A 16,104-nucleotide genomic window follows, 5' to 3' on the forward strand; every position below is an offset into this window, starting at 1 on the left:
CGCGACCGCAAGGGCGAGCGCGACCGCAAGGGCGGGCGCGACCGCAAGGGCGAGCGCCCCGGCGGCCAGCCCCACTCACACCTTGAAGCGTTCGGGGCCCTTCAGGGCTCGCAGCGCGTAGACGATTGCGGCCAGGTCGATGACTTCCTGCAGCAGTGCGCCGACGACGGCCGGGATGAACCCGAAGAACGCAAAGCCCATGAGCACCAGCGACAGCAGAATGCCAATCCAAATGGCGCTCTTCGCCACCGCCAGCGTCCAGCGCCCAATGTCGACAGCCTTGCCGACACGCGAAATATCGTCACGCGTGATCACGACATCAGCAGCTTCCGACGCCTCGGTATTGCCGCGAGCGCCCATCGCAATGCCAACCCCAGCAGCCGCGAGAACCGGCGCATCGTTAACACCGTCACCGACCATGATCACCGGTTTCGGCTCGATCTCGTGCAGCAGACGAACCTTGTCCTCCAGCAGCAGCGAAGCGTGAACATCGTCAATCCCGACCTCAGCAGCAATCGCCTGCGCAGTGTGCGGGTTGTCGCCAGTGAGCATCGTGACCTTCTCAAAGCCATGACGCCTCAGCTCCGAAACCAGCTGTCCGGCATTGTCGCGGGCCTGGTCGTTCAGTATCAGCGCGCCGGCGTACTTATTGCCGATCGACACATAGGCGGCAGTCTGACCGGTCTCAAACTCAACCTCAAACGCCTCCGGCGCCATACCGCGAACAAAATCAAGCGTGCCAACAGGAACCACGGCCGAGCCAGCACCAGCGCTGGCCGCCTCACCAGCCAAACCAGCCGCACCTGCAACAAAATCAACCTCAGCCTCAACGCCTTCCGTGGCAACCTCGCGACCATTTCGCGCCTCGGGCAGCTCAAGCCCGTCAGCGGCCTCAATCACACCGAGCGCCAAGACGTGCGATGAGAACTGTTCAGCCGCAGCCGCCAGCAGTTCGTCCTCGGACACGCCAACGGCGTGGACCGCAGCAACCGTCGGCCGTCCGTAGGTCAAGGTGCCCGTCTTGTCGAAGGCAGCAGTCGAAGCCGAACCCAGTGCTTCAAGGACAGCACCGCCCTTGACGATGATTCCAGCGTTCGAGGCCCGGCTCATGCCGCCCAGAAACGCAACCGGAGCCGCGATCAGCAGCGGGCAGGGCGTGGCCAGAACCAGCACTTCGGCAAACCTGACCGGGTCACCGCTGAACCACCAGGCAAGCCCCGCGATCAGCAGAGACACCGCCGTAAACGGCATGGCGTAGCGGTCGGCCACGCGAACAATCGGCGCCTGCTGGTCCTCCGTCTGCCGTACCAGCGTGATGATCTTCTGATACTGCGAATCCGCCGCCGAACGTGTTGCCCGCATCCGCACGGCCTGCGTTCCATTGACCGACCCCGACAGAATCGTGTCGCCAACAGCCTTCGCGACAGCAGCAGATTCACCCGTCAGCGAAGACTCATCAAAGGACCCCGCGTCGATTGCCTCGCCGTCAACGGGAACAACTTCGGCAGGGCGCACAAGCAAAACATCGCCGGGCTCCACCTGGTCGATTTCAATGTTTTCTGCCTGGTCAACAGGGGCATCAACAGCCGGCAGACGGTGTGCCCGCTGCGGCGCCCGATCAAGCAGACTCCGCAGATCCCGCTTGGCTCGCGCAGCCGCGTAGTCTTCCAGCCCCTCACCGCCAGTGAGCATGAGCGCAATAATCGACGCCGCCAAATACTCCCCAACCGCAAGTGAGGCGGTCATCGCCACCACGGCCAGAATGTCGAGCCCAAACTCCCGCCTCATCAGCTGCTTGACCATATCGATCACAGTCAGCAGAATGACAAATCCAACGAAGACCGTCGCCACCAGCTGCGCGGCACCCGTGTGCCCCGAAAAATGGAGCACGAGCACCACGATCAGCTCCACCAGCACCGCGGCCAACAGCCTGTATTCACGGAAGATGCGCGCCACTGTTCCCATACTTCAATACTGCTCAGATTTCGAAATACCGCCACCAAGCACCGCCTTACTGAGCCCCACCTAAGCCGCCACGGCACCAACTCAGTGGTGACACTCCGGACCTGCCCCCGCTCCCGGAAAACACAAATCACGAGGCGCCGCTCCCCTCCCGCTCCTGCCTCCCCAAGCGTGCGGGGAGGGAAGGGTGATAAAGGTGCGGCGCCTCGTGATTTGTTCTGCCGGTCAGCCACTCGGCCCGTCAGGCAGGACGACTCAGATGAATTCGACGCCCTGAGCCAGGGGCAGTTCGCCCGAGTAGTTGATGGTGTTCGTTGCCTGGCGCATGTAGGCCTGCCAGGAATCGGTGCCGGATTCGCGGCCCCAGCCGGTTTCCTTGTTGCCGCCGAACGCGCCGCCGATTTCCGCCCCGGACGTACCGATGTTGACATTGGCGATGCCGGTGTCCGACCGAGCGAGGAACCGTTCGGCTTCTGCAAGCTCCGCCGTGAACACTGCACTCGACAGGCCCTGCGGCACCGCGTTATTGAGTTCTACGGCGGCGTCGAAGTCGTCGTATTCCATGACGTAGAGGATGGGTGCGAAGGTTTCGTCTTCCACGATCTCCGTCTGCGAGGGCATGCGGACGACGGCCGGTTCGACGTAGTAGGCGTCATCGGCTTCGTCGGCTAGGACGCGCTTACCGCCGCAGACAATCGTTCCGCCCTGTTCTTCTGCCGCGCGCAGTGCGCTCTGCATGGCGTCGAATGAGGCCTTGTTGATGAGCGGGCCCACCAGGGTGCCGTCGTCGGTGGGCGAACCAATGGCCAGCGTGCCGTAGGCCTTGGCGACACGGTCAACGAGGTCATCGGCAATTGACGAGTGCACAATCAGGCGGCGCAGCGTGGTGCAGCGCTGACCGGCCGTGCCCGCGGCGGCGAAGACAACACCGCGCAGAGCCAGGTCAAGGTCGGCACTGGGGGCGACGATTGCCGCGTTGTTGCCGCCGAGCTCCAACAGCACCCGGCCGAAGCGCTCAGCCACAACCGGACCGACCTTGCGACCCATGGCAACCGAACCGGTGGCCGAAACCAAGTCGACGCGCTTGTCGGCAACCATGGCCGCACCGAGGTCACGGTCGCCCAGCAGCACCTGGCTGAGGTTTTCCGGCGCACCGCAGTCCTTTGCGGCACGGCGCAGCAGAGCCTCCGCACCAATTGCCGAGAGCGACGAGGTTTCGGACGGCTTCCACACCACCGTGTCACCGGCAATGAGCGCAAGCGCGGTGTTCCACGCAAACACGGCCACGGGGAAGTTGAACGCCGTGATGATTCCGACCACGCCCAGCGGGTGCCAGGTTTCCATCAGCCGGTGGCCGGGGCGTTCCGACGGCAGGGTTTTGCCGAACAGCTGACGCGATTGGCCAAGTGCGAGTTCGCAGATGTCGATCATCTCCTGCACTTCGCCAGCAGCTTCCGACGGAATTTTTCCGGCCTCAATCGTTACGAGTTCGCCCAGGTCAGCCTTGTGCTCTTCCAACAGCTGACCCCAGCGGTGCACGACTTTGCCGCGCACGGGCGCGGGAACATCGCGCCACTGTGTGAAGGCTTCGCGGGCGGCGTCGAGCTTAAGCCCCATGGCGACTTCGTCATCGGCAGGAATCTGGCCGAGTTGTGCTCCGTTGATGGGCGAGCGCAGGGTCAGGTTGGCCGAGCTGCTGCTCGCACCGCTGTCTGCGGCAGCTTCCCCTGACGAGGCGGAGGTCAGCTGATCGAAATCGGCACCGCACGCTGCGAGCGCCTTTTTGGTGGTTTCGAGGATCTGCTGCTGTGTCGGCAGTGACATGTGCGTGTCCTTTCTGATTTGGTTCATCGGTCGCTGTCAGTTCGAAATTCGTATATTTGTGATGTGGGTGGCTGCGGTGCCTACACGACGTTCATTTCCTTGCGGACTTCACCGGACGCGAATCTGTCCAAGCTCAGGCCCGAAATGTCGATCAGCGGGGTGCGGTCCAGGTAGAGGTCGGCCATGATTTCGCCGACCGCCGGGCCCTGCAGGAAGCCGTGGCCGGAAAAGCCCGTGGCGTACATGAAGCCCTCTACCTGCGCAGACTTTCCGATGAGCGCATTGTGATCCGGGGTGATCTCGTACAGGCCCGCCCAACCGCGGCGCAGCTGAACATCGGCCAGTGCGGGAGTGCGCCTGTCCATGAGTTCAGCCAGCTGTTCAAGCCACGCTGGGTCCTGTTGGGTGCTGAAGCCCCACGAGTCTTCAACCTCCGGGGCGCCGAACAGCAGGCCGCCGCCTTCGGAATGGAAGTAATAGCAGGTTGAAAAGTCGATGGTGAACGGCAGTCTGCGCGGGTCAAAGTTCACCGGTTCGCTCACCACAATGTGGCGGCGCAGCGGTTCGACGGGCAGATCAATGCCCACATCGGCACCGATCTTCTTCGACCACGCACCTGCCGCGCACACCACGGTGTCAGCGGCTATCGGCCCAGCCGATGTTTCAACCCCGGTGATCCGACGGGAGCCGAGCTCCGCCTCGTCACCCTCTGCAATGACCCGGGTGACTTCCACCCCGCGCAGGATTGTCACACCCAGGCGGCGGGCGTTCTTGGCGTAGCCGGCCACGGCAGCCTCGGGAGTGCAATGGGCGTCAAAGGGGTTGTAGGCACCGGCAACCAGATCCTCGGTGCGGATGACGGGATTGAGTTCGCCGCATTCGGCCGGGGAGATCATCCGCGACGCCTGCCCCAGCGAGGCCTGGAGGTCGACATTGACGGACATCTTTTCGGCGTCGGCCTCGTTGTCCAACAGGAACAGATAACCGGACTGGATCATGTCGATGTTCTGGCCCATCTGCTCTTCAAAACGGCGGAAGATCTCCAGACTGCGCGCGCCCAACATGATGTTGGCTTCATCTGAGAACTGACAGCGCAGACCACCGGCAGCGCGGCTTGTGGAACCGCCGGCCAGTTCGCCGCGCTCAATGAGCACGATGTCTTCGACACCGGATTTCGCAAGTTCGTACGCAGTGGCTGTACCCATAATGCCGCCGCCGATGATGACTACGGAAGCAGATGCGGGAACAGTCTGGGGAACATTCACAATCACGGAAGCTCCTCTCGTCAGGCTGCCGATCAACGCTGATGGCAGCGGGCTGTTCAACGCTGAACAGTGCCCGAGGGTGCGGCGTTGAGAGCGACGCTGACCTCTTCGCCGGTGGACCCAGCGGGCCACACCCCAATGGTGAACCCGGTAAGCAATAAGGACAAGCGATATATTTTTAAGATTCCGTTTAGCTTTTCTAATGGGTCGTGTAGCTTGCTGATATGCAGTGGACACTGACCCAGCTGCGCACATTCGTCGCAGTCGCCGAACAGGGAACAATGGCCGCAGCCGCCGCCCGTTTGGGCTACACGGCAGGCGCGGTCAGCCAACACGTGTCCGCACTCAGCCGAGCCGTCGGATCGCCCGTCGTTTCACCTCGTGGACGGTCTGTTGTCCTCACCGAAGCCGGGCGAGCGCTGCTGCCCCGTGCCCGGGCCGTCGTCGCCGCCGAACGCCAAGCCGCCCGAGCCATGCGCGGGGCCTCCGCCGACACAAACGTGACCGTAGGCGTTTTCGGGTCAGCATCGATTGCCGCCATGCAGCCGGCCTCACGGCAGCTGGAAGGCACCGGCGTTGATGTGCAGACCATTGAGGTGGACGTCGAAGAAATGCAGGAGGCCGTCGCGTCGGGCCTGATCGACATCGGAATCGGCATCGACTACCTGGATGCGCGGCTGCCACCGCGGCGTGGTGTCCACATGAAGCCCGTCCGCCGCGAACGCCTGTCAGTTGCCGTTGGCCCCGGCGGCATGGACGCCCTCGTGGCCCAAGGGCAGCATGTTGGGGCTGACGTTGGTTCTGCACTTGCTAAAGCCGACGAGGTGGATGAGTCCGGGCACGACACCGCACCTCTGGATGCTGCTGGGGTTGGTGAGGCTGACGTGGCTGATGGGACGACGGCAGCTGCCGCCGGGGCGGCGTTTGCTCCTGGCCGCGGCGATGTTTTCCGCGATCAGGAAATGCTGCGCCGTGCGCTGGGCCGCGTGCCGTGGATTCTGCCGCCACCGGATTCCACGTGGGGACGCGCATTCCGCTTAGCCTGCCGGGAACTCGGTGTCATGCCGCGTGAAAAGCACGTTGTCACTGATTCGGCGGTGGCGTTGGCCATGGCGTCATCCGGTCTGGGTGTCACATTGGCCACCCCGTACCTCATGCTGATGGCACCGGCGAACGTCCACATTCTGCCCAGGACCATCTGCGGCAGCCGCGACATCGCCATCCTCACGTCAACTGATGCGCCGCTGACACAGGCCGCACACACCGTCGTTGACGTGCTGACGTCGGTTTTCAGCGCCTGAGGGTTGGTGCCGCTGAAAGCTACTCTGCCGTCTAAGTGGTAATGCGCAGAATCACGCTTTAATGCAGAGTCACGCGCTAATGCGCTGCATTAAAGCGTGACTCTGCATTTGCGCGTGAGAACGCGTCGGCGAAGGGACGGGTGGGCGCCGGAAACGTGCTGAGCACCCGGCGCCCCCGCCGCTCAGTAGCCTTCCGTGACGACTTCGATGAACCGCAGACCGGGTTCCGAGGCGAACTCGGCAAGGGCTGCATCGAACTCTTCCGGTGTGCTCACCTTGGCGGTACGGGCCCCGTAGGCCGCTCCGAGGGCAGCGAAGTCCGGGTTGTTCAGCGTTGTGAAAACGGGTCGGCCCGGGTATTCGCGCTCTTGGTGCATGTGAATAGTGCCGTAGAGCGAGTTGTTCACAACGATCACCAGCACGCTGAGGTTGTTCGCGGCCATGGTAGCGAGTTCTTGACCGTTCATCATGAAGCAGCCGTCACCGGCGAATGTCACAACCGTCCGGTCTCGGTGCTCCAGTGCGGCCGCGAGTGCCGCCGGGATCCCGTAGCCCATTGACCCAGACTGCGAAGCAATGTGCGAGGGGTACGTCGAGTAGGTGCGGTTCTTCTGCACCCACGATGTGTAGTTGCCGGCCCCGTTGGTGATGATGGTTCCAGCATCGAACCGGGCGTTGAACTTCTGCATGAACGGTCCGCCCAGGGAGGACTGCAGATTGCGCTCAATATAGTCGGCCCAGTCGTCGTGCAGCTTCTTCTGCCAGGCCCGGCGAGCATCGGAAAGTTCGAAATCAGAACGATCGACCCCGGCGCCTGCCACACCGCCTACAACGCGGCCACCGGAAGCACCGCTGGCCGAAGCACCCACAGCAGCACCCGCAGCAACGCCCGCACCGTATTCAACCAGTGCGCGCATAAACTCAAGCGGGCTGGCGGCCGTCCCGACGTGGGCGGGGAAGAACCGGCCGATCACGTTCGGATCTGGGTAGACGTGAATGACGCCGGGCCCCGCTTGACCATCAGCGCCTGCTGCTCCCCCGCGGTAGTTCGCCCATCCGCCACGGTAGTTCTCCCATTCCTCACCTGTGTTGGGATCAGGGCGAGAGCCGAGGAAGAAGATGACATCCGCCTCGTCAGCATTGGCTTCCAGCACTGACCGGCCGAACTCAAAGGTGCCCGCGTAGGCGGGCGAGGAATTGTCCACCAGGTGCATCCGCCTGTGCGCGGCGGCGAGCGCAACCCCGTTCCGCTCGCAGTAGTCGGTGACAAGCGGACCGAGTTCCGGCGCGTAGCCGGTGGAACCCAGGATGATGAGCGGCTTTTCGGCTTCGGCCAGCAGACGGTGGGCTTCCTGCACCGAGTGCGCATCGGGCAACACGGGCGCTGGGGTGGTGCGTGATTTCAGCGGCGCGTCGGTCTGTTCGACCAGCATGTCTTCGGGCAGGACTACAACAACCGGGCCGGGTTCGCCGGACACCGCTGAGTTGAGCGCCCGCACGGTGAGTTCGGGGACCCGCTCAACCGTGTTGATTTCGATGACTTCCTTGGCCAGTTCGCCGAACATCTGCCGGTAGTTGACCTCTTGGAAGGATTCGCGGTGCTGGTGATCGCGCGGTATCTGGCCGATGAACAACACCATCGGACTGGCATCCTGTTTGGCCACGTGCACACCGATGCTGGCGTTTGTCGCACCCGGTCCGCGCGTGACCATGCAGATGCCCGGCTCACCGGTGAGCGCACCGTGGGCGGCCGCGGCCATTGCCGCACCGCCCTCTTGCCGGGTGACGATGATTTCAATGTCGTCGGTGTGGTCGTACAGTCCGTCGATTACCGACAGGTAACTTTCGCCGGGCACCCCGAACACGCGCGTCACACCGCTGGCCACCAGCTGTTCGACAAGGGCGTGCCCGCCTTCGCGGACCGCACAGTCGAGGGGGCTGTCGTGTTCTCCCGCGCACGAGGCGGGGTCATGGTGCACTTCCGTGCTCAGGCTGGTCTGGGCTGAGGTGTGAAACGGCTTGGCGGACTGCACGTTCGTGCCCCCCTCGCAGTGGTTCGTCGTTGATGTCTGGCTCTACCCTAAGCGCAGCACAGCACCTATACCAGAGTTGCGGTTCCGCGGTGCTGAGCGTGCTGGCTCAGCACCGCGGACGTGCGGGTTTGATCAGTGAATCGCTTCGGCAATGGGGGTGTCGCCGTCGTCGAAGTTGATCGTGCGGCCGATGGTGCTGGCATCCTCCACCACGGCGGCAATGACCTGGGCGACGTTTTCGCGCGAGACCTCACTGCCCTTTCCGTCGACGGTGATTGTGCCGCTGCCCGGTTCGAGTGTGAGCAGACTGGGACCGAGGATGGTCCAGTTGAGATCCGTCCCGCGCAGGTGTTCGTCGGCAATGCTCTTGGCTTCTGCGTAGTGCCAGAACCCGTCTTCGGGGTCCACGCCGTGATCACGGCTGGAGTTGAAGTAGGAGACCATCACATAGCGCTTAGCACCAGCTTGTTGGGCGGCGTCCATCGTACGGATTGCGGCGTCCTGGTCGACGGCTTTTGTGCGGGCCGGGTTGCCTCCGCCTGCGCCAGCTGACCAAATGACGGCGTCTTGGCCATCAAACAGCTGGGCAAGCTGTGCGGTGTCGAGCTGTTCGACGTCGGCGACTTTCGCGGCTGCGCCGGTTTTGGCGACGTCGGCTTCGTGTTCGGGGTTGCGGAACACCGACGTGACCTCGTGGCCTGCCTTGACCAGCAGGGGCGCTGCCAGCAGGGCGATCTTTCCGTGTCCGCCGATGATCGTAATGCGTGCCATGAAGACCTCCTCAGATCGTGGTCGTCACGTACAGCACGGCAGCCGGGCAGCTTATTCCATCCGCTGCGGGCTGAAGGGAAACCGCCCAGGCCAACGAGGCGGATCCCAGCCACCGCCTAGCCGTCACCACCGCGTTGCCTCCGCTTAGGCGTCGCCTCCACCGAAGAGCTCTCGCAGGTCCTCCACGGAGATTCCGCGTGCAAAGCCTGCTCCGCCGTCCATGAGCGAATCGAACAGGTGCGCCTTGCGCTGCTGCAGTTCGACGACTTTTTCTTCGATGGTCCCCTGCGCCACCAGCCGGTAGACCATGACCTTTTTGTCCTGGCCGATCCGATGGGCGCGATCGACCGCCTGCGCTTCGGCTGCCGGATTCCACCACGGGTCCATGATGAACACATAGTCAGCGGCAGTGAGTGTGAGCCCGGAGCCTCCGGCTTTGAGGGATATGAGGAACACCGGCGCACTGCCTTCCTGGAACTCGGTGACCAGATCCGCCCGTGCGCTCATGGGAACCGAACCGTCCAGGTACAGGTGGGCGGCACCTCGGGAAGTGAGTTCATCGGAGATGCGCTGCAGGAACGACGTGAACTGGCTGAACACAATCACCCGGTGGCCCTCGTCGATCACCCGTGCCAAAGATTCGAGCAGCGTCTGCATTTTCGACGATTCGATCGCCGAATAGCTGCCGCCTTCGACAATTGCCGGGTCGAGCGCCATCATCCGCAGCAGTGTGAGCGACCGGAACACCGTCATCCGGTTGCCGTCAACATCCATGTCGTCCAACAGCCGCAGAACCTTTTTGCGCTCCCGCTGCAGCAGCGTGTTGTACGCCCGTGAATGCGCGGGCGTGAGTTCGACACTGATAATCGATTCCTGTTTTGCCGGAAGGTCTTTTGCCACGAGTTCCTTGGTGCGCCGCAGCATAAACGGCCGCACCGTCCGCCGCAGCAGCAACATGCGTTCGGGGGCTTCGCCGGATTCGATCGGCTTGGCGAACTCCTGGTTGAACCGCCGGTAGGCGCCCATGAGCCCCGGCACCGCAATCCGCAGCAGCGACCAGAAATCTGCGAGCGCATTTTCCATGGGCGTACCCGTGATGACCAGGCGAAACGGCGCCTGGATCTTGGAGGCCGCAGCAAAGCCCTTCGACTGTCGGTTCTTGATGGCCTGCGCTTCGTCAAACACCGCACCGGCCCACGGCAGCGCGGTGTATTCCTCGGAGTCGCGCCGCATGAGGGTGTAGGACGTGACGATGACATCCGCCCCGCTGCGCGCCTGTTCTAACGACGTTCCACGCTTCTTGCTGGTCTGGTTCATCACCCGAACATCGAGCCCGGGGGTGAACCGAGCGGCCTCCGCCTGCCACACGCTCACAACCGAAGACGGCGCCACCACGAGGAACGGGGCCGAGGTGCCGGTCACGCTATCCGCACCCGCCGGGTGGTCTGTGCTTGCCGGGGCCGAGGTGTCGGCTGGCGGTTCTGCTTCCTCGCCCGCCGCTGTTTCGCAGGCGTGGGCGATGAGTGCGAGCGTCTGAACGGTTTTGCCCAAGCCCATGTCATCGGCCAGGATTCCGCCGAGACCCGCGTCATACAGGAAGCTCAGCCATTGGAAGCCTTCGCGCTGGTAGTCGCGCAGTGTGGCGTGCAGCCCCTTAGGCAGCGCAGCGGTGGGCAGTTCTTCTGCCTGCGCGAGCCCGCGGATGCGCTCAAACCATTCCGTGTCGCCTTCTATGCTGTCCGCAATGTCTTCGAGTGCTTTGAACTGATCGACCTGGTGTTTGTCGATGCGCTGCTTGGTGGGCGTCCATTCCTGCAGGACTGTGGCTTCGCGAATGAGGTCGCGAAGCTTGTCAAACACCGGGTGGTCCAGTGTTATGTAGGACTTATCCGGCATGAGCACTGCGTCTTCACCCCGGGCAAGAGCCGTGAAGACCGTGGCAAAGGGAAGTTCGCGCTCCCCCACGTGCACCGACATGGCAAGGTCAAACCAGTCGTTGCGCTCATTGACCACCGCGCTGACGTTCGGTGTGCCCTCGATGTGAACGTAGTCGGGCCGCGTGCCGAAAACCGAAACTTCGATGAGCGGCGAGGCTTCCAGCTGCGGCAGGACTTCGGCCGTGAACTGGGCGGCCTCCCCACCTTCGAACACCAGCGTGTCTTCGCGCGCCTGATCTGGCCACTGCCGGTGGACTTCGGCGAGTATGCCGCGTTCAGCTTGGATATTGCGCTGCCCACTGGCACCGGCACTGCCTGCAACACCCGCGGAGCCTTCAAGCCCACTGCCGGCCGGCGGGTTGAGCGGAAGACGCCGGTTGGGCAGCTGATACCGCCACTGCCATGACAGGTCCACGCAATCCCCTGTAAACGAGGCTGTGAGATTCAGCTGCGGAGTACTTGAATCCGGAAGTTCGATCGAGGGATCCGCGCTGACTACACCAGCTGCCTGACTCAGCACCGACAGCCCCTCATCGAAGAACTCCTCACGGTCTTCAGCCGGGACAGTGAAACCGTCTGACAGCAGCAGCTGCTGCATTCCTTCGTGTGCCGTGCGGTCCAGACGGCCAATGCGAAGCTGAACTCCGCGCCGCAACTGCACACCCGGCCGGGACGCAGCCGTGAGTCCAGTTGCAGCGCCTTCGCCAGCGGAGGCTGTGTCGTCAGACTCCCCCGCCGCATCGTCCTCACCGGGAATGATGATGTCGGCCAGCGCATGTGAGCCCAGGAACTTAGGCCTCCGCACGGGTTCGCCGTCGATGGTCAGAGTCGGTGTCAGCTGGAGTCCGCTGTGTTCCCGCGTACCCTCCGCATTGGAAATCGAGAACTCGAACGAAGCATTGTCTGCCCACTGCACGGATTCAATGGGCGCCACGCCAATAAACGCCACACCCATCTGCCGGGCACGATCCAGCAGTTCAAACATGAACTTGCTGCCGGCGATGCTCAGGTTGATGTGGTCCTCGCTCATAGCTCGACCAACACCCTCAGACAGGTACAGGCGGTAGATCTGGCCCAGCATACTGGCCTGTTCGCGGTCGAACCCGAAGTCCCCGCCGGACATAAAGGAACGCCACGTCAGCCCTCCTTTGATCCAGGAGTCACGCTGCCCACGGCACATGGGCCGAATGATCACGTGCACATCTGAGTCCACGGCGTCTTCAGCAGACACCACAGCACTGCCCCTTGAGCGGTGTTCAAACCAGCTGGTGCGCTGCTGCAGTTCAAAGGCAATCGCCAAACCGCCGCGTGCCGGAGGATCCTCAACATAGAGCGACTGGAGGGCCTTCCGCCACGCAGGCGGGGTGTTCTGCACGGGCTCTTCGGCAGGCAGTCCGACCGGGTTTTCGCTGGCCAGAGTCCCGCGCCGGTCGTGTGGAATGGGTGCCAGCTGGCGGAAGGGAGCCTCAGCTTCATTACGGCAGACCACGGCTTCAGCCACGCTGTCTACGGCAAAGCCCAGCGGTGCGTCTGCCAGAGGCGACAGGTGGCCCACTCCCCCGAACTTCTGAACACAGGCCAGCGCGGTCACCCAGCGCAGAAGGGCTGCCGCGTGTTTGCAGTCCCGCTGCACCGGGCACGTGCAAAAGCACATCGAGGGTGCGAACCACTGGAGTTCATCCGCGCGATCGCGTGCAAGGAGGGGCAGATCCATAAAGTCGAGCTCGCGGGGACCTTCAGCCTCCACGAGCTCGACATGAACAGAGTAGGAATAGCTTCCGTCAACGAACGCTTCGATCACGCTGTCGTCAGGAAACCACGCAACTTCGACAATCCGCTTTTCCTGCGCATAGGCAACGCCGCGGTTGAGTGACCCGGGATCAAAATATTCAGTCAGTTCCCGGTAGGCAACAGCGGGCAGCAGCAGTGGCGGTGTTCGCATGGGCCCATCATGCCACTGCCCACTGACACGGCACTCAGCCGCGCGAGGAACCTACGCGATTGCCCGCCTTCCATTCGGCCCAACCTGGCTGGTCGGCCATGAAGGCTTCGATTTCGTCCTTCGAGGCGACGAGTTTGGGGTCGTGCTTGAGGTAGAACCGGGTTTCGCGGGCAATGAGTCCCGACAGGATCAGGATGCCCACAAGGTTCGGCAGAGCCATAAGCCCGTTGGCCACGTCAGCGAAGTTCCACACAACCTCAAGTTCCGTGGTGCAGCCGACGAACACGACCAGCGAGAAGAAGATGCGGAAGGGAACGACCGCACGACGGCCGAACAGGCGCTCGATGTTGCGCTCACCGTAGTAGGACCAGCCGAGGATGGTCGAGAAGGCGAACAGCACCAGGCCGATCGTGACAATCCAGTGGCCCCACTGACCGGGCAGGCCGAAGCTGAAGGCCTCACCGGTCATAAGCGACGCCGAAAGCTGTTCGCCGGCTTCGTCCGTTGCCTTCCACACGCCGGTGGTGATGATGACCAGACCGGTGAAGGTCACAACAATGATCGTGTCGATAAACGTCTGGGTCATCGACACCAGGCCCTGGCGCACGGGGTGCGAGGTCTTGGCGGCAGCGGCTGCGATCGGAGCCGAACCCAGACCGGATTCATTGGAGAACAGACCGCGGGCAACACCCATCTGGATGACAACCAGGATGACCGAACCGGCAAAGCCGCCGGCAGCAGCGGTGCCGGAGAAGGCACCTCGGAAGATTTCACCGAAAGCGGCCGGAACGTCAGAGATGTTCGCAAGGAGGATGTAGATGGCAGCGCCGACGTAGAAGACGATCATGATCGGCACAAGGGCCGAGGTGACCGAACCGATCGAGCGGATGCCGCCGACCAGAACAACCAGGGCCAGAACAGTCAGCACCAGACCGGTGACCCAGGTGGGCACGTGCCAGGAGTTCTCAACATTCGAGGCAATCGAGTTGCCCTGCGTGAGGTTGCCGATGCCGAAGCAGGCAAAAGCAGCGAAGATGGCGAAGGACAGACCGAGAACCTTGCCCAGCGGGCCCTTGATGCCGCGTTCGAGGTAATACTGGGGGCCACCGCTCTTTTCACCGGCGGTGTCAGTCGTGCGGAAGCGCACGGCGAGGAATGCTTCGGCGTACTTGGTGACCATACCGAGCAGACCGGTCATCCACATCCAGAACAGCGCGCCGGGTCCGCCGATGCTCAGGGCGGTGGCAACACCGACGATATTGCCGGTGCCGACGGTGGCTGCCAGCGCTGTGGTGAGCGCCTGGAACTGCGAAATGTCGCCTTCCTCTTCGCCCTTGTCCTTGCGCTTGACCAGACCCAGGTTGATAGCCGGGATCAGCTTGACGAACTGCAGGCCACCCAGGCGGATGGTCAGGTACAGACCAGTGCCCAGCAGCAGGGGGATGAGCAGGAAGGGTCCCCAGATAACGCCGCTGACGGCAACCAGCGCGTTGTTGATTGATTCGACCATCGTCTTCTCCGTGAGTATGTGAGATTTCTGAGCAAACGCTCGGAAACGAATGGAAGAAATGTACACCATGTGACACAAACCACCAAAAATGTGCGCGGTGAGTCACACAGAACACTCACGGCAGTGCCGACATTCGGCTCACAAGAGCCGAAAGCAGGCGAGAAAGCAGGTCAGGCGTCCGGCGCCTCGGCAGTGGGATCCTCGGCGACCTCGTCCTTCTTGTGCATCCAGTCCTTCCCGTCGACAACTCGTGCCACCAGCATTGATGACACGTTGTCGCCCACGGCGTTGACCGTGGTAGCAGGCGGGTCGACCACGGTGCCGATGACCGAAATGACCGGCAGCGCAGCCGGTGGGAAGCCGTACATGGTGATGATCATGAGCTCACCCAGGAAACCGCCCGACGGCACACCGGACATCACCATGCCCGACAGCAGGGCGATGAGAACCGCAATGAGAATCGCCTGCGGAGTGAAGAGATCGCGCTCAAACACGGCGAACAGGAACGCGATCTTGAGGATCGCCGACAGGCACGAACCCTCCATGTGGATGGTCGCACCAATGGGAATGATCGTTTCGCGAATATCCTGCGGAACCCCGATTCGCTTGGCCGCCCGCAGATTCGCCGGAATCGATGCTACAGAGCTTCCCGTACCCAAGGACACTGCGGCAGGCTCCAAAATGTTGCGCCACATGCGGCGCATAGCCGGAACACCGCCGGCCAGCAGGGAATACAGGGTGAAGGCCGCGAAGAAGTAGACGATCGCCACCGGGTAGTACACCGCGAACGCCTTGACGTAGCCTCCCACCAGCTGCGGGCCGAGTTCGCCGACGAGTGCCGCGAAGTACGCGCCCAGGCCAATGGGCGCGTAGAACATCACGAGGCTCGTGAGCTTCATGAACACTTCGTTGCCGGAATTGAGAAACGTCTTGAAGGGCTGGCCCAGCTTGCCGATAGAACCGCAGGACAGCCCCACCAGCACCGCAAAGATGATCAGCGGCAGCATGTTCTCCGCCGACAGGATCTTGCTGAAGTCGTCAACCGTGAACGCGCCGACAATCTGGTCGCCCAGTGAAACCTCTTCACCGGCATCGGGCTTTTCGTCCATGCTGACTTTCAGCCCGTCAAACGGCCTGAAAGTCCCCAGTGCCGCAAGCATGATGATCGAGGCGACGATTCCGGTGCTGATGAACACCGCCATCATCGAACCCATGATCTTGCCCAGCCGCTTAGCCGAATCCATATTCGCCACGGCAGAGCCAATGGAGAAGAACACCATCGGCACCACGAGCGTGAACATGAAGTTGATGAACAGCGAGCCCAAAGGCTTGAGAACAGCGGCCTGCTCACCAACCACCAACCCGATGACAGCGCCGAGGGCAATCCCGGATAAGACGAAGATGGGGAACCTGTAGTTGCGCCAGCCGTTCTTCACGCCGTCGTTGCTCATACTGTCCTTTCGAAGGTTTTCGCCGGTGGGCGATGCGGCCCGGATTCACCGGGCTTCGCGCCTGATTCTTTCACGATCTCAGTCGGTGTCAGTCTCTGAGCTCATGTC

Annotated in this window: 9 protein-coding genes; 1 reads left to right on the top strand and 8 read right to left on the bottom strand. The window is 62.6% G+C overall.

The window, feature by feature from the left end; translation table 11 throughout:
- Window positions 1-75: 75 nt before the first annotated feature.
- From HMPREF3162_RS00160 to HMPREF3162_RS00170, 3 genes are all read right to left on the bottom strand, one after another.
- The gene (locus tag HMPREF3162_RS00160) at window positions 76-1,965 is read right to left on the bottom strand and encodes a heavy metal translocating P-type ATPase (protein WP_070776514.1); all 1,890 of its coding nucleotides are present in this window, start codon (window positions 1,963-1,965) and stop codon (window positions 76-78) included.
- A gap of 252 nt (window positions 1,966-2,217) precedes the next feature.
- Window positions 2,218-3,786 (bottom strand): L-piperidine-6-carboxylate dehydrogenase, encoded by a 1,569-nt coding sequence (locus tag HMPREF3162_RS00165; protein ID WP_070776515.1) that lies wholly within the window; start codon window positions 3,784-3,786, stop codon window positions 2,218-2,220.
- Between the two features lie 80 nt (window positions 3,787-3,866).
- Window positions 3,867-5,057: an NAD(P)/FAD-dependent oxidoreductase gene (locus HMPREF3162_RS00170; RefSeq protein ID WP_083318840.1), complete on the bottom strand. Its 1,191-nt coding sequence runs from the start codon at window positions 5,055-5,057 to the stop codon at window positions 3,867-3,869.
- Window positions 5,058-5,275: 218 nt separating this feature from the next.
- Between HMPREF3162_RS00170 and HMPREF3162_RS00175 the strand changes: the two genes are divergently transcribed.
- Window positions 5,276-6,352: a LysR family transcriptional regulator gene (locus HMPREF3162_RS00175; protein WP_070776516.1), complete on the top strand. Its 1,077-nt coding sequence runs from the start codon at window positions 5,276-5,278 to the stop codon at window positions 6,350-6,352.
- 182 nt (window positions 6,353-6,534) lie between these two features.
- On the opposite strand, the gene HMPREF3162_RS00180 is transcribed toward HMPREF3162_RS00175, so the two are convergent.
- The 5 genes from HMPREF3162_RS00180 to HMPREF3162_RS00200 all read right to left on the bottom strand — a co-directional run bounded on the left by HMPREF3162_RS00180 (window position 6,535) and on the right by HMPREF3162_RS00200 (window position 15,996).
- Window positions 6,535-8,385, bottom strand: a complete 1,851-nt coding sequence (locus HMPREF3162_RS00180) for a thiamine pyrophosphate-dependent enzyme (protein ID WP_083318841.1) — start codon at window positions 8,383-8,385, stop codon at window positions 6,535-6,537.
- Between the two features lie 132 nt (window positions 8,386-8,517).
- The gene (locus tag HMPREF3162_RS00185) at window positions 8,518-9,156 is read right to left on the bottom strand and encodes an SDR family oxidoreductase (protein WP_070776517.1); all 639 of its coding nucleotides are present in this window, start codon (window positions 9,154-9,156) and stop codon (window positions 8,518-8,520) included.
- Between the two features lie 144 nt (window positions 9,157-9,300).
- Window positions 9,301-13,035, bottom strand: coding sequence for a DEAD/DEAH box helicase (locus HMPREF3162_RS00190; RefSeq protein WP_070776518.1), 3,735 nt, complete (start codon window positions 13,033-13,035; stop codon window positions 9,301-9,303).
- Window positions 13,036-13,069: 34 nt separating this feature from the next.
- Window positions 13,070-14,545 carry an alanine/glycine:cation symporter family protein gene (locus tag HMPREF3162_RS00195; RefSeq protein ID WP_070576124.1) on the bottom strand — a complete coding sequence of 492 codons (1,476 nt, stop codon included), beginning with the start codon at window positions 14,543-14,545 and terminating at the stop codon, window positions 13,070-13,072.
- 170 nt (window positions 14,546-14,715) lie between these two features.
- A complete protein-coding gene (locus HMPREF3162_RS00200; RefSeq protein WP_176745922.1) occupies window positions 14,716-15,996 on the bottom strand; it encodes a dicarboxylate/amino acid:cation symporter in 1,281 nt (426 codons plus the stop codon).
- Window positions 15,997-16,104: the final 108 nt, after the last annotated feature.

Origin of the sequence: Brevibacterium sp. HMSC07C04 (assembly GCF_001815905.1) — a bacterium.
GTDB lineage: Bacteria > Actinomycetota > Actinomycetes > Actinomycetales > Brevibacteriaceae > Brevibacterium.